Source organism: Pseudomonas sp. ZT5P21 (genome assembly GCF_054897785.1).
Window position 1 is genome coordinate 3,944,760 of record NZ_CM142705.1, and the last position, 23,379, is coordinate 3,968,138.

The 23,379-nt window shown below is 57.1% G+C and carries 23 protein-coding genes; 2 read left to right on the top strand and 21 right to left on the bottom strand.

The window, feature by feature from the left end:
* Window positions 1-118: 118 nt before the first annotated feature.
* Together ACYZT9_RS18275 and rlmKL are read right to left on the bottom strand one after the other, a co-directional pair.
* Window positions 119-2,509 (bottom strand): sensor domain-containing diguanylate cyclase, encoded by a 2,391-nt coding sequence (locus ACYZT9_RS18275; protein ID WP_462006784.1) that lies wholly within the window; start codon window positions 2,507-2,509, stop codon window positions 119-121.
* Between the two features lie 143 nt (window positions 2,510-2,652).
* Window positions 2,653-4,923 (bottom strand): bifunctional 23S rRNA (guanine(2069)-N(7))-methyltransferase RlmK/23S rRNA (guanine(2445)-N(2))-methyltransferase RlmL, encoded by a 2,271-nt coding sequence (rlmKL, locus tag ACYZT9_RS18280; RefSeq protein ID WP_462006785.1) that lies wholly within the window; start codon window positions 4,921-4,923, stop codon window positions 2,653-2,655.
* A 530-nt stretch (window positions 4,924-5,453) separates the two neighbouring features.
* Here rlmKL and rmf point away from each other — a divergent pair.
* On the top strand, window positions 5,454-5,669 hold the full coding sequence (rmf, locus tag ACYZT9_RS18285) for a ribosome modulation factor (protein ID WP_003223300.1): 216 nt from the start codon (window positions 5,454-5,456) through the stop codon (window positions 5,667-5,669).
* Between the two features lie 144 nt (window positions 5,670-5,813).
* On the opposite strand, the gene ACYZT9_RS18290 is transcribed toward rmf, so the two are convergent.
* Window positions 5,814-6,842, bottom strand: a complete 1,029-nt coding sequence (locus ACYZT9_RS18290) for a quinone-dependent dihydroorotate dehydrogenase (protein WP_462006786.1) — start codon at window positions 6,840-6,842, stop codon at window positions 5,814-5,816.
* A gap of 389 nt (window positions 6,843-7,231) precedes the next feature.
* Between ACYZT9_RS18290 and ACYZT9_RS18295 the strand changes: the two genes are divergently transcribed.
* Entirely contained in the window at window positions 7,232-8,539 is a 1,308-nt protein-coding gene (locus ACYZT9_RS18295; RefSeq protein WP_462006787.1) for a hypothetical protein, read from the top strand.
* A 66-nt stretch (window positions 8,540-8,605) separates the two neighbouring features.
* Here ACYZT9_RS18295 and ACYZT9_RS18300 read toward each other — a convergent pair whose 3' ends face one another.
* From ACYZT9_RS18300 to ACYZT9_RS18385, 18 genes are all read right to left on the bottom strand, one after another.
* Entirely contained in the window at window positions 8,606-9,049 is a 444-nt protein-coding gene (locus ACYZT9_RS18300) for a hypothetical protein (RefSeq protein ID WP_462006788.1), read from the bottom strand.
* Window positions 9,039-9,755 carry an oxygen-regulated invasion protein OrgB gene (locus ACYZT9_RS18305; protein WP_462006789.1) on the bottom strand — a complete coding sequence of 239 codons (717 nt, stop codon included), beginning with the start codon at window positions 9,753-9,755 and terminating at the stop codon, window positions 9,039-9,041. The genes ACYZT9_RS18300 and ACYZT9_RS18305 overlap by 11 nt, the downstream gene beginning before the upstream one ends.
* The gene (locus ACYZT9_RS18310; protein WP_462006790.1) at window positions 9,727-10,296 is read right to left on the bottom strand and encodes a secretion system protein; all 570 of its coding nucleotides are present in this window, start codon (window positions 10,294-10,296) and stop codon (window positions 9,727-9,729) included. Before ACYZT9_RS18310 ends, ACYZT9_RS18305 begins: the two co-directional genes overlap by 29 nt.
* Window positions 10,280-11,002, bottom strand: coding sequence for an EscJ/YscJ/HrcJ family type III secretion inner membrane ring protein (locus tag ACYZT9_RS18315; protein ID WP_462006791.1), 723 nt, complete (start codon window positions 11,000-11,002; stop codon window positions 10,280-10,282). The genes ACYZT9_RS18310 and ACYZT9_RS18315 overlap by 17 nt, the downstream gene beginning before the upstream one ends.
* Window positions 10,999-11,307, bottom strand: a complete 309-nt coding sequence (sctI, locus tag ACYZT9_RS18320; protein ID WP_462006792.1) for a type III secretion system inner rod subunit SctI — start codon at window positions 11,305-11,307, stop codon at window positions 10,999-11,001. The genes ACYZT9_RS18315 and sctI overlap by 4 nt, the downstream gene beginning before the upstream one ends.
* Window positions 11,308-11,366: 59 nt before the next feature.
* Window positions 11,367-11,627 (bottom strand): type III secretion system needle filament subunit SctF, encoded by a 261-nt coding sequence (sctF, locus tag ACYZT9_RS18325; RefSeq protein WP_462006793.1) that lies wholly within the window; start codon window positions 11,625-11,627, stop codon window positions 11,367-11,369.
* A gap of 10 nt (window positions 11,628-11,637) precedes the next feature.
* Window positions 11,638-12,810: a PrgH/EprH family type III secretion apparatus protein gene (locus ACYZT9_RS18330; protein WP_462006794.1), complete on the bottom strand. Its 1,173-nt coding sequence runs from the start codon at window positions 12,808-12,810 to the stop codon at window positions 11,638-11,640.
* Window positions 12,811-12,902: 92 nt separating this feature from the next.
* On the bottom strand, window positions 12,903-13,415 hold the full coding sequence (locus tag ACYZT9_RS18335; protein WP_462006795.1) for a transglycosylase SLT domain-containing protein: 513 nt from the start codon (window positions 13,413-13,415) through the stop codon (window positions 12,903-12,905).
* Complete coding sequence (locus ACYZT9_RS18340; RefSeq protein ID WP_462006796.1) at window positions 13,412-14,647, bottom strand: winged helix-turn-helix domain-containing protein; 1,236 nt, start codon at window positions 14,645-14,647, stop codon at window positions 13,412-13,414. The genes ACYZT9_RS18335 and ACYZT9_RS18340 overlap by 4 nt, the downstream gene beginning before the upstream one ends.
* Before the next feature lie 418 nt (window positions 14,648-15,065).
* The gene (locus tag ACYZT9_RS18345) at window positions 15,066-16,220 is read right to left on the bottom strand and encodes a hypothetical protein (RefSeq protein WP_462006797.1); all 1,155 of its coding nucleotides are present in this window, start codon (window positions 16,218-16,220) and stop codon (window positions 15,066-15,068) included.
* Between the two features lie 125 nt (window positions 16,221-16,345).
* Window positions 16,346-16,603, bottom strand: a complete 258-nt coding sequence (locus tag ACYZT9_RS18350) for a phosphopantetheine-binding protein (protein WP_462006798.1) — start codon at window positions 16,601-16,603, stop codon at window positions 16,346-16,348.
* A 101-nt stretch (window positions 16,604-16,704) separates the two neighbouring features.
* The gene (locus tag ACYZT9_RS18355) at window positions 16,705-17,793 is read right to left on the bottom strand and encodes an IpaD/SipD/SspD family type III secretion system needle tip protein (RefSeq protein ID WP_462006799.1); all 1,089 of its coding nucleotides are present in this window, start codon (window positions 17,791-17,793) and stop codon (window positions 16,705-16,707) included.
* Between the two features lie 13 nt (window positions 17,794-17,806).
* Window positions 17,807-18,907, bottom strand: a complete 1,101-nt coding sequence (locus ACYZT9_RS18360) for an IpaC/SipC family type III secretion system effector (RefSeq protein WP_462006800.1) — start codon at window positions 18,905-18,907, stop codon at window positions 17,807-17,809.
* Between the two features lie 24 nt (window positions 18,908-18,931).
* Window positions 18,932-20,695 (bottom strand): type III secretion system translocon subunit SctE, encoded by a 1,764-nt coding sequence (gene sctE / locus ACYZT9_RS18365; protein ID WP_462006801.1) that lies wholly within the window; start codon window positions 20,693-20,695, stop codon window positions 18,932-18,934.
* A 2-nt stretch (window positions 20,696-20,697) separates the two neighbouring features.
* Window positions 20,698-21,180 carry a type III secretion system translocator chaperone SicA gene (sicA, locus tag ACYZT9_RS18370; RefSeq protein WP_462006802.1) on the bottom strand — a complete coding sequence of 161 codons (483 nt, stop codon included), beginning with the start codon at window positions 21,178-21,180 and terminating at the stop codon, window positions 20,698-20,700.
* 117 nt (window positions 21,181-21,297) lie between these two features.
* On the bottom strand, window positions 21,298-22,332 hold the full coding sequence (locus tag ACYZT9_RS18375) for an EscU/YscU/HrcU family type III secretion system export apparatus switch protein (RefSeq protein WP_462006803.1): 1,035 nt from the start codon (window positions 22,330-22,332) through the stop codon (window positions 21,298-21,300).
* Entirely contained in the window at window positions 22,307-23,113 is an 807-nt protein-coding gene (gene sctT, locus ACYZT9_RS18380; protein ID WP_462006804.1) for a type III secretion system export apparatus subunit SctT, read from the bottom strand. The genes ACYZT9_RS18375 and sctT overlap by 26 nt, the downstream gene beginning before the upstream one ends.
* Before the next feature lie 4 nt (window positions 23,114-23,117).
* Window positions 23,118-23,372 (bottom strand): EscS/YscS/HrcS family type III secretion system export apparatus protein, encoded by a 255-nt coding sequence (locus tag ACYZT9_RS18385; protein ID WP_462006805.1) that lies wholly within the window; start codon window positions 23,370-23,372, stop codon window positions 23,118-23,120.
* Window positions 23,373-23,379: the final 7 nt, after the last annotated feature.

Genomic DNA, 23,379 nt, shown 5'->3' on the forward strand with positions numbered 1-23,379 from the left:
TCGCGATGGATGTTAACGATGACGCGGGAAGCCTGACGTCCCGTGGTGTCCTCAGGTTCATCGCGAGCAATCGAGCGTCGACCGGCTGCTCCTACAGGGGATCGGCGTACAGCCCTTTTTAACTCATCTCGCCCTGAACCCGATCCCGTCCCGCCTGCTTCGCCGCATAAACCCCCGAGTCTGCCCGCAGCAGCAGCGCATCCGCGCCCTCGTCGACCCGCCAACTGGCGATCCCGAAGCTTGCGGTGACGATTCCGACGTCGTCGATCGGCGAACTGCGCAAGCCTTGCCACAACTCCAGCGCCAGTACATAGGCCTTTTCGCCGTCGATGTCCGGGCAGAGCACCATGAACTCCTCACCGCCCAAGCGACAGAACACGTCGGTGCGCCGCAACCGATGGCCAATACGCTCGCAAACCACTTGCAACACCTGATCGCCCACCGCATGACCGTGCTGGTCATTGATGCGTTTGAAGTGGTCGATGTCGAGCATGATCACCGACAACTCGCCGCCACCGCGCTCGACCCGGGCCATTTCGGTGGTCAGGCGCTCCTGGAAGTAACGGCGGTTGTAGATCCCGGTCAGCGAGTCAGTAATCGACAGCGCCCGCAACTCTTCTTCCACCCGTTTACGGTCGGAGATGTCCGAAATGTAGCCATGCCAGAGCACGCCGCCACCGGGCAGTTCCTCCGGGGTCGCTTCGCCACGGACCCAGCGCAGCCCCCGAGTCGGCAACTGCACTCGATATTCCTCGCGCCACGGGCTGAGCGTGTCCGCCGAGGCGCGGATGGAGGCGCGAACCCGGGTGGTGTCCTGGGGATGAATCCGGGTGAAAATCGCTTCAGCGTCGAGCAGCATCACATCCGGTTCGAGCTCATAGATTTCGCGAATGCCATCACTGGCGTAGATCACACTGAAGCGTCCGTCGAACTCCATCTTGAACTGGTAAATTCCGCCGGGCACATGGGCGCTGAGTTTCTTCAACAGCAAATCCCGTGCGGCGAGCGCCTCATACACCCGCTTGCGCTCGGTGACGTCGATGCAGATCGCCAGGTGCCCGACCCACAGCCCTTGCTCGTCAAGCACCGGTGTCGCCAGCATGTTCACCGTCAAATGGCTGCCGTCGGCTCGAACCAACGTCCACTCCCGCGCCTCGTGACCGCCCTCCTCGCCGCCCTCGACCAACATCGCCTGGCAGGTCGGGATCGGCTTGCCGTATCGCACGCTCAATTCCGCCGAGCGCGCCAGCAGCTCCCCGGGCAGGTGCAGGTTTTCCAGAGTCATGTGCCCCACCACTTCCAGGCTGGAATAGCCGAGCATCTGCTCCGCCCCGGCGTTGAACGTGCGGATGATGCCGCGCAGATCGGTGGCGATGATCGCCACCTGAGTCGCGGCATTCAGCACGCCGCGCAACTGACCATGGGTGCCGCGCAGTTCCTGCTCACGGGCGCGCAACTCCTGGGTCCGTTGCTCGACCATTCTCAACGCCCGTTGACGCTGACTGACCAGCACATAAAGCAGCGCACTGAGCATCAGGCTGAGCAAGCCACCCAGTACCACCACGCTGGTCACCGAAGAGTGGTTGGCTCGCAGGAAGGCCTCGCTGGGCTGGATATCGACTTGATAGTTGTGATCGGCGAGCCGCAGCAGCCGGGTCGCGGCCAACTCACTGGCGGCAGGCCCGTTGGGGGATTCATAGAGCACTTCGTGCTGATCGTCGGTGGACAAGTCGAGTATGCGCACCGACAGATAATCGCGGCTCGCCTCCGGCAGGCCGTCGGCCAGCAACTGACGCATGCTGATCACCGCCATCACGTAGCCGTAGGGTTTAGTCTGCGGACTGTTGCGCGATACCACCGGTGCAACCAGCAGCACGCCCCGTGCATAGGCCGGCTCGATACTGACCAGGTGCATCGGCTGCGACACCGCCATCCTGGCATTCTGGTCGGCCCGTTCGAGGGTGGAACGGCGCAGCGGTTGCGCCAGCAAGTCGTAACCCAACGGCGCGCCGAGCCGGCTTTGCGTCTGGCTGTACAGCACCACCACGTACTCATCCCGCTCGGCCGCCAATTGCAGCTGGCCGTCGGCATTGAGCTCACGAATGCTGAAATCGGATAAACCTTCTTCACGTACCTGGCGTTCGAATTCTGCGCGCTCGGCGGCGCTGACCCGCCGGGCAAACGAATAGGCCTGGGTTCGGTGCAGGAGAGGTTGGGAGTAACCGTTGAATTCCTCGCGGTCGACCGTATCGGAATTGGTGAAGAACCGGCGCAGGCCGTCGAGGCGCTGCTCTTGATCTTCGAAACGCTCTTCGATACGGCTGTAGCGTTCGCTGGCCAGCAGCTGGAAACGTTGGCGCAATTGCTGGTGAAACAGATTCAGAGTCGACCAGGCCAGCAGCCCCGTGAGAACTCCGCCGACGATCAATACCAACAGCGCGACCAGCCAGGCCGAGACGTCTTCACTGATAAAACCCAGGATCTTTGGGCGCACGGCGTGCAACGACATAGAGGCAACTCAAAACGCCAGGTGCCGGAAAAGCCCATTGGCCATGGGTTGATTTATAGCTATTAGCCATCAATTTGACCAGCACTGAAAGAAGCCAAGAGCCTTTAAAAATCAAGGCTCTGTGGATCCAATGCTGGAAAGTGTCAACGTGCCGTGATTTTCCAGGCGCGGTGGATCTTGCTGTTGCGAGCAAAATCCGGATCAATGGTCTGGGCCGTGATCTCCTCGACCGCATAACGCTCGGTGAGATTTTCCTCAAGGGTGAACTTGCGGAAGTTGTTGGAGAAGTACAGCACGCCCCCCGGCGCCAGTCGTGCCATGGCCAGGTCGATCAATTGCACCTGATCACGCTGCACGTCGAAGATCCCTTCCATGCGTTTGGAGTTGGAGAACGTTGGCGGGTCGATGAAGATCAGGTCGTACTCGTCACGGCAGGCGTCGAGCCAGGCCATCACGTCGCCCTGCTCCAGACGGTTCTTGTCGGAGAAACCGTTCAGCGACAGGTTGCGACGCGCCCAGTCGAGGTAGGTTTTCGACAAGTCGACGCTGGTGGTGCTGCGCGCGCCACCCTTGGCGGCGTGGACGCTGGCGGTCGCGGTGTAGCAATACAGGTTGAGGAAGCGCTTGCCGGCCGCCTCTTTCTGAATGCGCATACGCATTGGCCGATGGTCGAGGAACAACCCGGTGTCGAGGTAGTCGGTGAGGTTGACCAGCAGCTTCACACCGCCTTCGTTGACCTCGACGAACTTGCCCTGCGCCGCCTGTCGTTCGTACTGCTTGGTGCCACTCTGACGCTCGCGGCGCTTGACCACCACGCGGCTCTTGTCGATGTTCAACGCCTGCGGAATGGCCGCCAAGGCATCGAACATGCGGGCCGAGGCTTTTTCCGGATCGATGGATTTCGGCGCGGCGTATTCCTGGACGTGAACCCAATCCTGATACAGGTCGATGGCCATGGAGTATTCCGGCATGTCGGCATCGTAGACGCGGTAGCAGTCGATACCTTCACGCTTGACCCACTTGCCCAGCGCCTTGAGATTCTTTTGCAGGCGATTGGCAAACATCTGCCCGCCCTCGCTCAAGCGCGGTTGCTCGATCACCACCGGAGCCGGTTTGATCGGGTTGCCGTTCTTGTTGTACTTCTCGTATTTGCCCGGCGTGACATCGTTGTCGGCGACTTCGATTTCAGCTTGCTCGCGCTCGACCTGACGCTGTTCCGGGGTGCGACGCTCGCCAGTGACGAACTGGTCCGGTGTGACCTTGATCAGCAACAGTTTGCACGGCAGCGCGCCGTTCCAGAACGAATACTGTTTGTGGCTGCGGATGCCCATGCGCTTGCCCAGATCCGGGGCGCCGGTGAACACCGCCGCTTCCCAGTTCAGGCAGGCCTGACGCAGGCGTTCGCCGAGGTTCTGATAGAGGTAAAGCAGGCTCGCCTCGTCGCCCAGACGCTCGCCGTATGGCGGGTTGCAGATCACCAGGCCTTTCTGGTTCTGATCCGGGCGCGGTTCGAATGTACCGACTTCGCCCTGGTAGATCTTGATCCACTCGCTCAGGCCGGCACGTTCGACGTTGTTGCGGCCCGGTTGAATCAGGCGCGGGTCGGCTTCGTAACCACGAATCCACAGCGGTGGCTTGGCCAGACCGGCCGCGGCGCGTTCGGTGGCCTCTTCATGCAGCTTTTTCCACAGCGCCGGTACGTGACCAAGCCATGCAGTGAAGCCCCACTGCTCGCGACGCAGGTTCGGCGCCATGTCGGCGGCGATCATCGCCGCTTCGACGAGGAACGTACCGACACCGCACATCGGGTCAGCCAATGCGCCGCCATCGGCCGCAATGCGTGGCCAGCCGGAACGGATCAGGATCGCGGCCGCAAGGTTTTCCTTCAGCGGCGCTGCGCCTTGCTGCAAGCGGTAACCGCGCTGGTGCAGACTGTGCCCGGAGAGGTCGAGGGAGAGGATCGCTTCGCCACGGTCCAGACGCAGGTGAATGCGCAGGTCCGGATTGAGTTTGTCGATGGACGGACGATCGCCGTGCGGGGTGCGCAGTTTGTCGACGATGGCGTCCTTGACCTTCAAGGCGCCGAAGTGAGTGTTATCGATGCCCGAGCCGTGACCGCTGAACTCGACGGCCAGGGTGCCGTCGTTGAGCATGTGGTCTTGCCACTCGATATCGAGCACGCCGTGGTACAGGTCTTCGGCATCCTTCATCGGGAAGCGCTTGAGCACCAGCAGCACCCGGTTCGCCAGACGCGACCACAGGCACAGGCGATAAGCGGTTTCCATGGTCGCCATGCCGCGCACGGCAGAGGTGTGCTCGCGCGCTTCTTCAAGGCCAAGCCCGATGGCTTCCTCGATCAGCAGGCCTTCAAGACCTTTGGGGCAAGTGAGGAAGAGTTCGAAACGATCGGACATGGTAATTCCAGAGCCTTTGGCTAAGTGAACCGGCAACGCATTGCCGGCCCGGTTTTCAATCAGGCGCTTTTCTAAAAGAGCGCCCGCGTGGCACGAAGGTGTGCCGTCCCACCCGTGCTGCTCAGGTTAGAAGAGCTTAGATGCACGGGCAGATAAAAAAGTTGATGCAACAAAATGTCATAAGGCGACCCTTCGTCGAATAATGCCTCGACGCAACACGAGCCATTCTCACCAAAGGATTAACCCCACCATTCTGTGGGGGGCCGATCATACAGGGCTTTGACCAATTAATACGGGGCAAACATCGTGTTACTTATGGCCATAGCATCTTTATGGTTACGTTCTTATGACAAAAAGATCATTCCCTCGATGTGACGCATTGGTTAGAACTCAACACAGGTTGGCGTCACAACGGACGTCAACACCTTGGCTCGCCACGCCGGCAGCGAGCCCCCAACGGCAGACATTTCTGCCAGACCTCGATTGAGGTCAACGCGATACATACAGTCAACAAGTGAGGGCAATACCCTATGAGAAGACTTAAGCGTGATCCGTTGGAAAGAGCATTTTTGCGCGGATATCAATATGGCGTTGGTGGCAAATCCCGCGAGCTTTGCCCATTTACTCTACCGTCGGTACGCCAAGCCTGGATCAACGGCTGGCGAGAAGGACGCGGCGACAACTGGGACGGTATGACCGGCACTGCGGGAATCCATAGACTCAACGAACTTCACGCCGTCGGCTGACACGGGGCACACTCCGACACAACAATCTTATTACGTAACGACTTACCACGCACGCCCCATCCGGGCGGCGGGCTCCGGCCCAGGGGCTCCTTCGAGGAGCCCTTTTTTATCGCTGCAAAAAACCAATTTCGACCTGCACACAAATCAACTGTGGGAGCGCAGGGCGGCGATGGCGTCGACGGATTCGCGAATCAACGCCGGGCCTTTGTAGATGAAGCCAGAGTAAATCTGCACCAGGCTCGCACCTGCGGCGATTTTCTCGGCTGCGTGCCTGCCTTCGGTGATGCCGCCCACGGCGATGATCGGCAGGCGACCGGCCAACTCTGCGGCCAGCACCTTCACGGTGTGGGTGCTCTTGTCGCGAACCGGTGCGCCGGACAAACCGCCCGCCTCGTCACCGTGTTCCATGCCTTCGACGCCGACGCGGCTCAGGGTGGTGTTGGTGGCGATCACCGCGTCCATCCCGGTTTCGATCAGCGCTTGCGCGACTTGAGCGGTTTCTTCGTCGGTCATGTCCGGCGCGATCTTGATTGCCAGCGGTACGTGCTTGCCGTGGTGCAACGCCAGTTCTGCGTGACGGGTCGCCAGGTCAGCCAGCAACTGCTTGAGCGAATCGCCGAATTGCAGGCTGCGCAGGCCAGGGGTGTTCGGCGAACTGACGTTGACCGTCACGTAGCTGGCGTGGGCGTAAACCTTGTCGAGGCAGATCAGGTAGTCGTCAACCGCACGTTCCACCGGCGTATCGAAATTCTTGCCGATGTTGATGCCCAGCACGCCCTTGTACTTGGCCGCTGCCACGCGGGCCAGCAGGTGATCGACGCCAAGGTTGTTGAAGCCCATGCGGTTGATGATTGCCTCGGCTTCCGGCAGACGGAAAATCCGAGGTTTCGGGTTGCCCGGCTGCGGACGCGGCGTGATAGTGCCGATTTCGACAAAACCAAAACCCAACTGGGCAAAACCGTCGATGGCCGCGCCGTTCTTGTCCAGACCGGCCGCCAGCCCTACCGGGTTCGGAAAGTCGAGGCCCATGACACTCACCGGCATGTTTGCCGGCGCCTTGCACAGCAAGCCGTTGAGCCCCAAACGCCCGCCCGCGCCGATCAGGTCCAGGGACAGATCGTGGGAGGTTTCCGGGGAAAGTTTGAACAACAGCTGACGGGCCAGGTTGTACATGGGCGGGTTTGACTCTGGGCAATGAAAAGTGGCGGCGATTATAGCCGGGTGGAGGGGCAGCGGCGAGAACCAAGGGATTTATTCCCCTCGGCGGTGCGGAGCGTTTTTTGATAGTTGCCGCCGCACGGCGGATGAATGATCGATTCGACTGCAATAACGCAGAGCCCCGTGGAAGACAACAGATGCCGGTTTCCCCGACACTACCAATGACCTCCCAGTTTCATGGAAATGCCGCCAGTTCGGCCCCTCCAGTTCGTTCAAATCACACAAATGCTGAAGTGGAAGGCTGCGCATATTCTCGAACAATCGACGAGGCCCTGAGTCAAAACGTGCCTCGCGGACACGTCGCTCGACTGCGTCCAGATACCATAATAACCGTGAGTGAGGGTGTGGTTCAGGAACTCGACCATGTGATGATCGAGATGCCCAGCGATGAACACTCAAGAAACCTTTGTCAGGTTATTCAATACGTTCTTTCGGGTGATTTTGACGCTGCAATAGCCGCTGCGACGCCTGGATCTCTGGCAGAACGACTTATTCAGGCGTGCATGGCAACAAAGTCACTAATCGGAAGCCCAGTGGACGCAATGATACAACGCACCCACACGATCGTTGACCTATGCGGCGAATTCCTGACCAAGTTGGGACGCAACGAATTCGAAGGTGATCTCGGACGGTGGGCCAGCAACCTGACGATTGCCGGTCTGCGGACGGGCTTGGTTGCCGCCTCTCTCACAACGTGCAGGCAGCTGATTGGTTTCGCCCTGGAAAAAAACTTGCTCACCAATGCCGCAGCGCCGCTGACACGTAACGTGATGAGCGCAATCGCCCTGGCAGTCGGCCCCGTGTTGAACATGTTTGGCGCGTTAAGAGACGAGTGGAACGGTACGGCAAACCTGCAAACGCGTCTCGCCCGCTTGGCCACACTTACCCTGTCGATGGCGGCTGTAGCATTGATAGCGACAGCGCCACAGGCGTTACCGGCATTTGCCGCCTACGGTACGCAAATGGCTTTCTACAGCTTCGTCACTGATCTGGTGAACCTGTTCTTCCCAATACCTGACAACGCAAAAGCCAACCTTGGAGGCACAAATGCCAGCGGAGTACTGAACGGTGTCCTTCAGTTTCTGGCCTTTACAGGGATGAACTATACCGCGCCCTATTCCGGTCCCGGCTATGTCATGTCGCAGGGCCGCGAGCCGCCACCGAGCGAGGCTCAATCGTTCGCCCATCAGCTATCAGTGTGGGCGGAACAGAACACCGACACGGCTCTAGGTTCAAATCTATCTGTCGAAAGTCGGGCTAACGAGATTGTCGAATCCCTCGTACCGGTGGTTGGACATGATTTTCTGCGTGGCGCCTACAACGGCGTTGCCGATGTTGCCAGCCAAGTGATTGGCGGCGAACTGATGCACGCTTTCCAGAGTGAAAAAACAAAAAAAGGTTTTCGGATCGCCCCCCTGACAGGACGGATACCCACCTTTGAACAAGCGGCCAATCAATTCCTCTCCACTAATGCGATTCGAATCTCGGTGAGCGAAGTAATCATCGCCGTCGTCATCGCCGCAACCAGATTTTTCTCGACCCTGCCAATTTCCAAAGAAAACGTAGACCATATCGTCAATGCTTTGGTCGGAGGAGTGGTTTACGCGGCACGCTTTGGCACCGTGTACGTCAATGAGAGAACCCCTGCCTAAACAAATCCCTATAGAGGTGTGAAAACAGTGAGCGCCAGGCTGTATGCAGCCCGGCGCCCCCCTATCTCACCACTCACTCTTCTCCCAACTATCGTCCCCCATCGGCTGAAACACATCGCGCATGAAACTTGAGATGAATATCTCGATGCTGAAAGCCCGGCCATTGACGCCCATGATTTCTTTGTAGAGCTGCGTTTTATCCAGTTGCTCGTCTTTCAAACGCAGCAGCAACTTATGCGTGACGGCAATAATCGCCTTGGCATTGGGATACACGTGCGTGCCATCGGGATGAAGTTGTGACTTGATGAACTGGAAGAGGGCCTTCTCGCCCTGCCCTTCCATCGCCAGCAACTGTTCATACAGCGCATCAAAAACGGGGTCCGGCCCCGGGCGCTTGCTGGCGTTGACGTCGGACGCAGTGCCGGACGCTTGCAACACGCGCGACTCAAGGGGCTGCACCGCAGACATATCTTCCAGCCTGCGGGTGCTCATCATCGTTTCAATCTTCATCCTGCACCTCCGGAAGAACGGCTGGATTTACCGGTACAGGGATCGCACCGAAACTCGAACACAGCTCACCCAATAGCTTCTTCGAGGCCTGATCGAGGCATCGAACCGACTCGGGCAGATTCGCCAGCCGAACCAACAACTGAGGCTCCAAACGTTGGCAGACCGACTCGGTATCGAATTCGAGCAATTGGTCAGCCAAACGGAATACGTAGCGCTCCTCGGGTTGGTAGTCGAGCTCCAGCCTTCCGGGCCACAGCGTCTGCAACCGCTGGCGCAGCGCTTGACCTTGAGGTTTGCAGCGCAGTGGCAGCAACACCTGCAACCGCGCCTCGGTGTCCGACTGCGCTGCCAGCCACCGTTCGAGCATTTCATCCAGCCATTCGTTGCGAGTCAGCAAGTCCTGAAGCAACTCGCGCGCGGCCTGCGCCAGATCCTTGCGCAACTGCACCCCGAGCGCCTGCGACTCGAACAAACCGTTCGCCAGGTTTTCGGCGACCCGGACAATGCCGCTGGCATAGCCCTCTTGAAACGCCTGAGCACGAATCGCCTCGGCTTCGGATTGAGCCTGTTCGACACACTCACGGGCCCGACGCTGGGCCTGTTGTTGTAACAAGCGTCGCTGACGCGCCGCGACGAGGTCTGCGCAAGCCACGTGCGCATCACTCGATGCCGGCACGTCAGTCAGGGTTCGGATGGAGTCGAGCATGCTGCACCGCCAAAAAGAAAAGAGCCGTATCGGTTTCTGCCACCGGCCACTGTGTGTGCAGTTCGACAGCATGGGGAGAGAATTGCAGGGACAGCCGTTCGAACAGCGGCGGCGGCAGGAACCCGGAAAAGCTCGACAGTGCATTGAAACCGGCGGCTTCAACCTGTTGCAGCGGCACCGCTGACGGCTCAAGCGGCACGCTGGCGCGAGGCTCCGATCGGCAACTGGCGAAGTGACGTAGTGACCTCGGCAATTGCTGCAATGCCCCGCCTCGTGCCAGCTGTGGAAACAGTCGCCAGGCTCCCATAAGGCTTGCGATGTAAGGCAATAGTCGCCACTGCCGAATCCACTGAACTGCGACGGGAGTCAGCGGCGCCGGCGGCCACGGACCTTGCTGGCCCAGTCCTTCGAGAAGGATTTGATTGAGTACGCGCCGTGCATCAGGACTGTCAAACCCCGGCGGCACGCTCAACCGCTGAGGGTGCACATAATCCAGCGGCTCGGCGAGAATCCGCCGCAGGCGCTCAGCGCACGATGTCACGCTGCACCCCATTCAACAGTCGATAACCCACAACCGCGCAGCCTGCCAACAGCACTGCTGCCAACGACGCCAGCAGCCAGACCCAGCGCGTATCCGTCTGCGTCGCAGACACCGACGGCGCGACATGCTGCGTGGGCGAGCGCTGCGACAGCACCACCGAGATGTTTTCGTACTCGACGGCGGCAAAACTGTTCTTGAGAAAACGCTTGATGTCGGTGATCAGCAGCTGCGGCTCAATGTCTCGCTCATGCACAGCCACGGCCGACAAGTGAATGGGCGCGGCTTTGCGTCCGCCTTCACCGGCATCCAGGTCATAACTGACATGCACCCGCGCCGACACCACACCTTCGAGCAGGCCCAGGGACTGTTCGATTCGCTGTTCCAGCGCCGAATAAAGCCGGGCCTTTTCGGCCCTGGGTGAAGCAACCAGCGAATCGCTGGGAAACATCTCCGCCACTTGCAGTCGTGGGCTGGACGGCAACGAATAGAGGTTGAGCAAATCGACAGCGGCGGAGAAATCGACCGGGTTGATTGTCACTGCGTAACCGGCTTTACCGGCGTCGACTTTCGTCGCCGCGATGTTGTTGCGCTGCAATACCGAAAGCACTTCGTTGGCCTGCTGCTGGTCCAGCCCCTCCAGCAGACTCGGCTGGCGGCAACCGAGCAGCGCCACACACAGGAACATCAGCAACGCAGCCGCCTTCATGACGCGCGCAACAACGTTTCGGCGGTGCTCACGGCCTTACGGATCAACACGTTGAGCAAGTTGATGTCCACGTTGTATTGCCCCACCTGCTCCTGCAGCTGCGTCAACACTTCGGGACTGGTGATATCGGGACTCTGCATCAGTTGATTGATCGCCGACACTTCCTGCCCGCTGTTGACCGCCGAACCGGCGAACGCTTCGATCAATCGACTTTCAAGAGAAACGATCGGGCCTTCCTGCGGGCTGCGCAGTTCAGTGGCGGCAGTGCGTTCAATGAACGAATGGGAAATGCTTTGTATAGACATGCAGTGCACTCATGAAAATGGCCATCGCCAGACACGACGACCAGTCAAAGGAAACGGAATCAGCGAGCCGCCTGGATGATCGCCATGTCGATGTCCTTGAAGCCCTTGATCGTGTTGGTCTGGGCGTTACGGAATACCGTGTAGGACGAGAATGCGGTCTGGTAAGCCGCCAGCTTCCCGGGATCGGAGGCATCCGCCTTGAGATCCTCCAGTGCCTTATCCAGAGCAATCTTGAGATTGACCGCACCCGTTTCGAATGCTTGAGCTTGCTTGCCGAGAAAATCATCGGGAAACGTAATAGGGATACCAATACCGGACATGTGTCACCTTCTAGATTTGCTTGGGAAAATGCCAAGACGACGACGTCATCTTGATGTAGCCCTGAGGGCCGGTTTGAAACGACTTGCCCTTGAGCGAGTCATCCTTGAGCTCGACAGCGAAGTGCACGTAGCGATCACCCCACTGCCGATAAAAGCCGTCGACGTATTGGCGCGCCGCCGCCAACTCGGAATCCTGCAAATCGCCTTCGATGGCGAACGTGACACTGTCTGCGTTCCCGACCCGGCTGAACGCCAGTGAAAGGCGTCGCAAGCCTTGTTCAGCCAGATCGGCCAGCAGGTTGTCATCCTGTACTTGCACCACCACTTCTCGGGCATACGGCGCAGCCTTGAGCAAGACCTCGTGCAATTGCGTCTGCATCTGCGGCGTGAGCAGATTGCGCTGCGTGCTGAGCAGCAGCCGTGGCACCGAAGGGTCCTTGAGATCAAGGAAGTGCCAGGCCAGTTGCGGGTCATGGTCCGCCAGCAGTTTCTCCAGCCGACGACGCTCCTGATCGATCACCAACACCTTGCCGGACACCCCGTTGTTGCGCATCAGCACCTGCCGGCTCCAACCGGCGTCGCGCTCGGAAGCGACGAATACGTAAACCGTATGATCCCGACCCTGCACCACTTCGACCTCGGCACTGGCACCGTCCACCAGGGTGCGCACATCGGTTTCGGGAGCCGGATCAGGTATCGACCAGAAACCCGCCGAAGCAACCAGCAGCACAAGGACTAAACCTGCGCCGGCCCATTTGCCGACGGTTGGCGGCGACCAGGAACGAGAGGCCGCGTCGGGCAATGGAAGCTGCTGCTTGCCCAGCAGCTCGGGCGCCCAGAATTGCTCTGCACTCCGAATGGCAATCTGCAAGCCACCGATCTGCTCCAGGCGCTGGAATTCAAAAGGCCGGGTTTCTGCGTGTTCGTTGAGCAGCCGCACCGTCACACCACCCTGCTCGCCCTCTGCCAGCAGCACCTCGAAATTGCAGCCGCCGGTATCCAGTGGAATGAAGATGGCATCCTCGGGAACGCTGACGGAATGAGCTTCCCGGCCCAACAGATCGAGGGACGCAACAATGAACAACGTGCGGGGCTCATAGAGAGGAAATTCGCACCCCTGAAGCGGGCCGTTCAGTACCCGCAGGACACAGGGTTGTAGAGGGGGGACTGACAGGTCTGTCACCGATCACGCTCCAGGCAGTGAATGAAAACCCATGCTAGGAGCGCTGCCCGGGAAGTTCCTGATCGAATTCTGCTGATCTCCCTCGAGCGGCATCAGAATCCCCCGAATACCCGAATGTTGGCGAGATTTTCTGCTGTTGTTCCCAAGGCTGCGCGAGGGGTGTGTGGCGTCAAGGTTTTGTAGCGTTGCCACACCTTGCGCGCATAACGAAGACGGGCTGCTTGCCGACCCGGAGCATTTCCGGCGTTGTAGGCACCGACGGCCGTCCAGTTATAGCCATAAACCGATACAAACCCGGCCAGCACCGAAGCCCCGACCTCGACCGACAGACAGGGCTCACTCAACAGACGCTGCTCGGTAATGCCCTGAGCGCGGAGTCGGGGTAGATGACTGCTGTTGATCTGCATCAGTCCGATATCGCGCGTGCCGTCCTTGTTGTGATTCATCGCGTCCGACACCTGCCCTGACTCCACGTCGGCAATGGCCTGAAGCAATTCGGGCTCGATGGCATGCTGCTGCCCCGCCGCTCCCCAACAATAGGCATATGCCGGCGTCGCGCCCAAACCCAGCAGCGTCAGAACAATGCGCAAAGTCCACCGGCTCATGCCTGTTGCCTGCCGCTGTCGAGTGGCGCCACTTGCCGAATGCCTTGTGTTGCACGGAGCATCATCACGGCTTCTTGGGGATCATCGGCTAGCGTGATACGTACCCGCAGAAACTGCGCCCGCACGCAGTACGAGTTGTAGCGCAAACATTTGTCGATGCTCTGTACCGCCAGATCGTTGCGTCGCCAATACCAGTGATGCCAAGCGTGAAAATAATGAACATCTGCTGGGTCGGCGCTGAATAAGCAGCGCTGAAAAAGCACTTGCGCAGCCTCTTCACAACCGCGAAGGCTGGTCAGCAAGGCCAGCCGTGCGATGGCCGGCGTGCTCCCCGGGTCCAATGGCAATGCCCTGGAGATCGCGTAACGGGCTTCATCGATTGCATCTCCCCACTCACACAACCCGAGCATCGCAAGCCCCAGCCAGACATCGGCCAGGCCACACCAGGCAGGGGCATAACGGTCATCCAGTTGGAGGCTGTGTTGAAACTGCACCAGCGCGTCGCGCAGACTTTGCGGCGTGTGCCGCTCTACGCTGCACACGCCGTTGAGGTAGGCGACCAGCGCCGGATAGGAAGAACTGGAATCGCCAGAAGAGCGTAATCCCGGAAGGTGTTGCGCAACGACACAGCTCAACTCCCCGAGCAATTCTCCCCGTTCGCCGCCCAACATCTGCCCGTGCAGCAGCGCATGATCACTGCCACGGATCAACTCGATGGACCACTGCTGCGGGTCATCCCGGTGGGTGCAGCGACCACTCAGGTAAAAGTCTGGCTTTAAATGCGCAATCAAACACGGGGCATTGATTGGCTGAACATAAGCGGCCATCAGGCCCGCCGGAATGACATGCAGCGCCCTACCGAACGCTGTGTTCAGCTGCCGAATCATTGCGTCCTGCAAATCCAGAGATTGTGCCTCCCCGGCCCCGCGAAACGGCAGAACCGCCAGCGACGGCACCCTGGCTGGCGGTGGCTCGGAGAGATCGAGCTGAACCACCGGACAGGTAAATCGGTAACCCTGTCCGTACACCGTCGCAATGAATTCCTTGTTGTCCTTGAGCAGCTTGCGCAAGGCGTAAATGCAGCGAGTCAAAGACTCTTCGGTGGCGTCGGCATGCGGCCAAACCGTGTCGAGCAAATGACCCTTAGTGATCACCGTGCCGGCCGAACCTAGCAGCAGGCGCAGTACGTTCAACTCTTTGGGGGGGACGTGTACTCCATGTCCGTCTCGCATCAGCGTTCCATCGCTTTGCAATAGCCAGTGGTCGAAAACGAATGACCGGACTGGCGGTTGATCAGTTGCACTGTCCATATTTTGAGACATCTCTATAGAAAGGTACTGAAGCGCGATTAAGCCTTTGATCGAAAAGGCTTAAAGATGACAAGCAGCAGGACTATAGGAAGTTGAGCAAGGCTATTCCGTCAGACAAAGCCTGCAGAAACCAGAGAAACGTCAACCGAAGATGTAGGCAATTTCTTTTCTCCCACAAAATTAATAACTTGCTCACCTACACCCACGTTTTTTTCAAGTCCTATGAACCCGAACACACCTTGCAAACAATCGAGCAAGTCACACTCAGATAAAAATAGCACAGAGCAATAAGCCACTTAGTGACCATGCTCCACTACCAGAAGAAAATTACAAAAACATACTATCTGTCAAAAGACTGATGCAAAGTCAAAATGTAAGGATTTTTTGTTGCCCCTAAGTTTGGAACTCCCTGAATAGATCCAATTGTATCCGTTACCGGTATAAAATATTTTCCTTCATTTCTTTGCAGAACCATATTTGCAATCGTTCCACCAAGTTTCAGATTTTCGATTATGTCATCAAGCTCGAAAGATCTGGCATTATTAAGTGGATGATCCGCTTTATTTACCCAAACATGGAGGTGCAGTGTTGCTGTTTTTTCTGCCACTGGAAAATGAAAAAACAATTTAACCTTGTTCAACCCCGGCTGAACTCCATAGATATCGGACAGATGTTTAAAAACATCACCCTTAAGCTTCTCCAACATAGCGATATCGCTTACATCCAGATCAAGTATCGACGAAAGATATTTCACGTTAGTACCAGCCTCTATCTCATAAAGGGTGCGGGTATTATCAGCGTAATCATCCTTCCGCTCACCTCGGACGTCCCCCACAGTTTCGAGGTTTTCTATGAGCGAGAAATTTTGATTAGGGTGTATAGCCCATGCTCCCAATGTAATTCCCGATTTTTTTTCTTTCAAAGATGAGCGATCTTCTGTGTAATCATGAAAATCTACATAAGGCAGATTGGGAAAAATCAAAAAACCGTTAGACCCATTATTTTCAGGGCGAAAATATGAAAAACACTCAGGAGCAAGTTCATTAGCATCCATATCTCTGCACGGAGTTAAATCCAGAAACTCTCTTAAAAACTGCGTAACCCCTCTGACTTGATGGTAAGTGTCTTTCAACGCTTCCAGACTATGCACATCAAAAGCCAAAACATTGCATTCCGGAGACTGATACTTTACCGCCCCTACCCCTGAAAAAAACCTAAATTCCCCAAATCCATCCCCGCTCGTTAAGTCCGAAATAAACAGACCTGACTCAAGCCTATATTCCCCATCCGTCGTCTTATGTGAAAATACAACAGGTTCGGTACTACTACTTCGGCCCATATTTTTCTTCAACGAATGCTCCACGCCAAGTTCATCGAGTCGGCGTAGTGTAGATGACGAAACAGTAGCGAAAACCAGCGATGAACGAACCCGCCCTTCAACTTTCGCTTTCGAAGGTTCTTGACCAATAAAACACGCCCCATTCAAAGCGCCCACAGAAACTCCAGACAGCCCCATACAACCCCTCACCTACAATCTAAATACTAGAAATACACGGTTATTTGACTACTGACAAACGCTCAAAAAATTCTTTATAAAACAGTTATACACTCCAGAACCATCTACCCCCTACTACATCGCACCAAACTGCAGATATCAGCCACTGTTCTCCATTCTCTTACCCCGGCTTCAGGCAACTGAATACCGAATGCTTGATTTAAATCCATAACAATCTCGATCAGGCTCATAGAATCGACATACAAATCATTTACCAATCGCGAGTCGTTATCAATTTTTTGAAGACTTGGCGGTAGATGAAATGACAAAATCCCGATCACCCGAAATTTAACCTTAAGTTTAGCACTCAATGCAGCAGCCATTATCCCCTCAACTTTTTACAGGCATAATGCCGATTCAACCAAACCAGCATTACACCAATTCCCATAAACAACTTATCGACCTTACTCCTTTTACATTCACTTTAAAAATTCAACATCGCCTTAAGCATGTCCGCATACTGACTAAGATGCGAAGACAACGTCTTGTTAAAATTGTCATGATAAGAATTAGCGTTGGAGTATTTCTGCGTGAAGGATTGCAGCATGTTCTTCAAACGTTCTTCCTGGGCGTTGAAACCGGTTTGCCAGGCCTGGAATTTTGCGGTGTCCCAGGTAATCCAGTAAACGCCCGGGGGCAAGCTGCCCATCATGGTCGTCAAGGGACTGAGGTCCATGACCACACAAAAAGTACCGTCGGCGTTTTGCTTGAGACAACTGGCAGGCAGGCCCAGTGCCTTGAGCCATTTCTCTGCTTCTTCCTTGCTGGCGCCGTTCATACCTGGGGCTGGGAACAATACTGCCGCAGGATTTGGATGTGAGTACTTCTTGATTAGTGCTTGCAGAGCAAGTCTGATCTCGCCTGCATTTAACTTGACTTCTTTACCGTCATTCGCGCCTTGAATCCAGTCTTTCAACTTTGCGGTAATTGCGTCGTTGAAATCCTTAAAAAATTCCGAGTAAGCCGCAATGATATGTTCATAACCGGCCAGGTAGCCGTTTTTGATCAGGTCGATCAATTCGAGCAGTTTGTCGAAGAAGTCATCCGACGAATAGAGGCTCTGGTTGAACCTCTCGGCGACTTCCGCTGGCAGCGGCTCCCCTGTTTGCAGGTCGAGCAGAATAGACTCCTGCGCAACATCGAGACGCTGACGCCGCTCCATGGGTAGTGTTTCCCGGCAATGTGTCATCACCGCACCACACTGGCGCAGTTGCTGTGACCACATTTGCCAGCGAATGCGTTTGGCGTGAACCTTCTCGACAAACTCTGCAATGAGGGTTTCCGCCGCTCCGCCTTTAAGCAACATCTCAATCATTTTTTCAGTGGCCGGTTGGCACTTGAGCATATTTCCAAGATTGCGGTTCAATGCCGTTACCGAACGGTCCAGCAATTGCGCGAGGGAAAAAGCGCCTTGAGTCCCGATGGGCATTTCAGGTGGTAAAGGTGCGTCGGTGACAACGTTACAATCGACCAATGGTTTAACCGATGGGGGTGTGAAATCCGGAATTCTCATTTTATTTCCCTATTCAAGCCATTTTGCCAATGACTTCAATCCGCGATTGAAACAGCTGCATCACGAGGTCCATGAGCTTTTGCAGGAGCGCCGCATCCGCCGAATCTTTTTGGCCAACTTCATCGCTCAGGCTTTTCTGCGTATTCTGCGCACTTTGTTGCAGTACCTCTTTCTCCCGCGCCGCATGCTCGGACATGCGAACCATGCTGGAGACCACCTGACTCATGCCCATCGACATCGCGTTGAGCGCACGGCCGATTTCGAGTTTCTTCTCAATGCCTCTGCTACCCATCTGGCTAAGCCAGTCCGACGTCTGGCCAACCTTTTGCGCCAGCAGGATTTCACCGTCGAACCATGCCTGCTCCTTGGGAGTCAGCGTGGAGCCCTTGGGCGTGAAATCGACTGATGTCGAGCGGCCGAAGTCGTCGAAGGTCTTGATCTGGTAGGTTGTTTGCGGATTCCAGTCATCCCTCGCGCGATCGCGCTTGAGGTCCCGTTCGATGTTGCCGGCGTCCAGGGAATTGCGCTTGTGCAGGTTGATATCGGCGTGTTTGAGTCCTTGCCCCTGGAAGGTCTTGACCATGGCGAAGCCGGCGATTGCACCAGAGACGACAGCTGCCGTGACAGCGCTGTATATCGCCGCCTTGCCAGACTCCACAATGGCAGCGCCCTGCGATTTGGCTGCATCGGCGGCCATGACACTGAAATGCCCGCGCAATTGAGCATTGGCGACCCGCGCAATGTTTAACGCAATGATCGCGGCGACCAGTACGTTCGCGTGTTTTTCCCAGGCACCGGGATCGAAGATCAGATCGTTACGGGCTTCGTCGTTCAGCGCCAACGCTGCATAGAAGTCCTGCCTGTCGGACTCACTGGGCTGGTAGACATTGATCGCGCTTTCAAGCTCCTGCGCTGTTGGAGATGTTGAGTCACTGGCTTGGATTATTTGCTTTGCGAAAACTCGATCTGGTAGCGCCGCGTCCAGAAGCCTTTTGCCTTTGAGGTCCTTGGAAAACTGCTCCTGAGCAATCAACTCGCTCAGGCCGGTATCGTTAAACGGATCGTGTGTAATGACCGAAGGTGTGGTGGCGTGCGTAACGTTAATCGAGGCCATGAGAAATACCTTTTACGAGTGGATTCAGACGTGTCGAACCATTTGCAGGCTGACCGAATGACTGCGTTGCATATCGGCAAAAACATGTTCGATCTGCCGGGTGCGGTCCTGCATGGCCTTGCCGTAGTCTTCGACCAGTCGCGTGAGAAAGGAGGTGATTTCCTCGCTGATCGCCATGCGTACTCGCACATCCGCCAAGTGTTCGGCCGCCTGCGCCTGATGCACGCCGCTGCGGATCCCCAGCACGCCCTGCGCTGCTACGCTGCCGAACTCGGTGAGGGCTTGAGCGATTTCGAGATTGGCCGCATAGCGGGCGAGGGTCACGGGATCGGCGCCGTTGGTGATGATGTTGCGCAGCTGGGTCAGCATTTGCGTCAGCGTGTTACCGACCGAGGAAGCCAGCTGTTTCATTGCTTGCATCGCTGCAGGGGCTGCCTGCGCCACGACAGATGCGAGTTTCGAAGCGACAGCGCCGACTATCGGCCCAATCACCTGAACCCCGACGATGGCCGCCAGTGCAACGGCTGCAAGAGTTGCTGCGATGCCCTGGATCATGCCGGCGATCTGCGCGATATCCTTCGCCGTCTCAGGATCGACACCCAACGCGATCAACAACCGGGTGTAGAGATCGGTAAACAACTTGATCGCTTCCTGCATGACCGTCATCAGCGGCTTCATCGCTTCAGCCATGAACGACACGCCGGTCGCTTCCTGGATCGCCGCGTCGGAAATCATCACCGCCGCACCAATCACGCCCACCGCAATGAGCACAGGGTTGGCGGTCAGGACGCCGGCGGCGATGGTCGCGACGGTCAACAGCGCGCCAACGATCTTGCCGATGCAGCCCATGGTCTTCTGTAACGCTTCGGCTTTACGCACTTCTTCCAGGTACTTGTCCGACTCGCGCTGCATTTTTTCCTGCAGCTTCGCCTGCAGCTCCATGAAGAGCTCCTGATTGAGCTCCTCCTTGTTCTGCGCCGCGTCACCCAGCAACTCGATGATCTTCAAGCGGTTCAGCAGCGCCAGTGCGCTGCTGCTCAACGCCTTTTCATCCGATTGCTTGACCTGGGGTCCACCGTTTCCCGACTCCAGGACTTTGTTGGTCACAGCCGCCAGGGTTTTAGCGACGGTATTGGCGGTTTCTATCAGTTTCAGATGGGCATCAGTGGCTTTTTGAAAGATCTGAGTATGAGCCGCCAGTTCACCTTTGAGCTGATCCCGGCGTGCCAACTCGCTCGCATATTCGGCTGATTCAGGATCCAGCTCCGTCAGGCAGGCCTCACTTTCGTTCAGCAAGCCCTGGAAATGCTGGACTCTCTCGCGCAGCTTCTCCAGGTTTTGCTGACTACCGCCAACAGCCCCCTCAGCGACCTCGAGTGCCGCGACGGCCTCAGCGTATTCAGCCGAGAGTTTTTCATGACCCTGCTGTTTGGCACCGGCCATGTTCTGCAACATCGCCAGTCGATTTTTCAGCTTGTTGACATCGAGCTCGCCGATCAGCTCGCTGATCATCGCCATCAGCAGCGTGAACAGATCACCTTCCGACTCTTTGCCGTTAGTGCGTGCCAGTGGCGGTTGCAGCTGCGGCCGTCCCGGAGCAGCAGTGGACTTGCCATGCTCACCGTCGTAGTTCACCGACATCAGACCGGCCAGCGCCTCTTGGCCCGCCATCTGGTAATCCACCGTTCTGGCAGCCTGGCTTGCGGCTTGGCCGTAGATCTCAAAGGCTTCGCTACGGCTGAGCCCTCCCGTGTAAACCGGGTTAGATGTACTTCTGATTTCACTCATGTTCAGTCCTCCGAACAGTCCTTTTCAATGTGAGCCAAGGTGTCGAGATACACCTGGGCCTGTTTGCGCAGATCCTCTTCCGTGGCCTGCTCAAGTACGTACTCGAAACACAATCGGGCCTTGCCGATCTTGCCCAGCGCGAGCTGGCACTGACCGCTGTAGAACATCGGCCGGTAGTCGTTCTTGCCTTGGGCGAAGGCAATGGCGTACAGGTCGATCGCTTTCTGATGGTTTTGCTTGAGCTGGTACACCGCCGCCAATCCCATCCAGTATTGGCTGTTGTAGAAGTCGTAGATGCACAGGAAGTGAAAGAACTTCTCGGCATCGTCCAGCCGTCCCTGTTCATAGAATTGGTAAGCGAAGGCATAAAGACTGCTCATGTGTTCGTCGCTGACGCCCTGCACATCCTTCAATGGCGCGCCCGCGAGTACCGCATCCACGATATCCAGAGCGACTTGCTCGTCTTGTTGGTTGTTGCGACTCATCAGCCCCACTCCTGAAAAAACGTCAGCGCCGCTGACGACTGCATTGAGCCAAAGCGCTGGCGGGCACGCTGCCAAATTGCGCTCATGCCAACGATGGGATGGATAAAGAAAGGGGGATCAGGCCTGCTCGACCTGCTCGAGCCAGATCAGCAGACGCAGGACTTCCTCGACTTCCTGCACCTGGAGAAAGCTGTAGCGCTGATGGGTCTTGAAGATGCGTCGGGCCAACGCGATGTCGTTGATCACCGGCACACCGACCTCTTTGGCATACGCTCGAACGGCCAGGGCGCGCTGATTGGTTTCCATCAGCGAGATGAACGGCAGCAGGGTTATTTCCGGACGGAAATACACGCCGATGGCAATGTGGGTCGGGTTGGCGATGATCATCCGTGAGCTGCGCACATCGGACTTGATCTGCTCCGACAGCAGCTCCCGATGCAGGTCACGACGCCGACCCTTGATTTCAGGATTGCCGTCCTGCTCTTTGTGTTCGCGCTTGACCGAGTCCTTGTCCATCATCTGGTCTTTCATGAACAGCCAGTATTCGCTGAGTGCATCGAGCACCACGATCAACAGTACGCACGCCAGAAACGCCAACACCAGCACCAGCAGCAAGTGCCCCCAGATCGCGAACAGCTCCGGAGCCTGGGTAAACAGTTGGGCAAATAGCAGTTGCCGTTGTGTGATCCAGACAATCCACAGCGCCATGGCAAAACTGCCCAGGTACAACAGCGCTTTGACCGTGTCCTTGACCGTGCGCAGGCTGAACAGTTTTTTGAAGCCATTGATCGGGTTCAATGCACCGAGATTCAGCTTCAAGGCTTCGCTGGCCAGGGCGAAACCGCTTTGCAGCAACGCCGGTACTGCGCTGGTCAAGACGCACACCAGCAACAGCGGCAGCAGCGCCTTGAGTCCAACGACCACCAACATCGCCGAGTACTTTTGCAGGTCGGCGTTGAAGTCACTGGCGATGATGCGCCGATAAACCTCCATGACTTCCAGCAGCGAACTGTTGAACACCATGTAGGCGATGCCGCACAAGGTCAGGCAGGTGACCACCAGATCCTTGGCCTTGAACGTCTGCCCCTTGCGTGCTGCATCCCGTAATCGTTTGGGTGTGGGCTTCTCAGTCTTCGAGGCGCTGGACGACATCGGCCCCCTCCCCGTCGATATCCAGATAGTGCTCCAGTGCCTGGGATTTGGTGCCCATGCGCAAGACTTCATCGGGCAGATGCACGCCGAAATACAACATCAGCACCACCAACGCCACGAGGCTCTTGACCGTCAGCGACACCGAGAACGCGTTCATTTGCGGCGCGTACCGCGAGAGCAGGCCAAGCAGCGCTTCACTGACCAGCAGCGTCGCCACCACGGGCGAGCTGATCACCAGGGTCTTGCTCACCAATGCATCCAGCAAGCTGAAAATCGCTGAAAAGTGCACTTCGCAGCCGTTTACCGGTGCGCAAATGCGATAACTGTGGCCGACGGTTTCGAGCATTAACAGCATGCCGCCGCCTTCGAGATAAACCGCAGCAGCGAATAACTGGAGAAAATTCGCCAGCTCCGAAGTGTCGACGCCGTTGGCCGGGTCCACCGTGCTGCTGAGCATCGCTCCGCGCTGGTTGTCGATCAGGTTGCCCATGGCGTGCAACACCCAGAACGGCCAGCACAACAGGCAGCCCAGCAGTACGCCTATACCGGCCTCGCGCAGCAAAAGTCCAAAAAATGCCAACCCGTCAAGCCGCGGCAGCGGCACGCCGACATAGGTCCAGAACCCCAACGCAACCAGCACGATGACGGCCTGACGCGGCGCCCCGGTCAGCACCCCGCTGTTGAGAAACGGCAACATGAAAAAAATCGGCGCCAGGCGTGCGAACCCCAGAATCGCGGCGGCGAATAACCCGTACAAATCGAAGAACAGCGTCACCGACATCGGCCTAACCCAACGCCAGGCGCATGACTTCACGGCTGAAATCGAGCAGAGTTTCGCCATACCAGCCCGAGAGCAGAAACAGGCATGCCGCGACCGACAGCAGCTTGAAACCGAACGGCAGTGTCTGCTCCTGCAGCTGGGTCACGGTCTGAATCAACCCGACCACCAGACCGACCACCGTGGCGACAATGATTGGCCAGGCCACCATCAACAGAATCAGGTACAGGGTTTTATTGCCGGCATAAACCAGATCGTTCATTCGACGC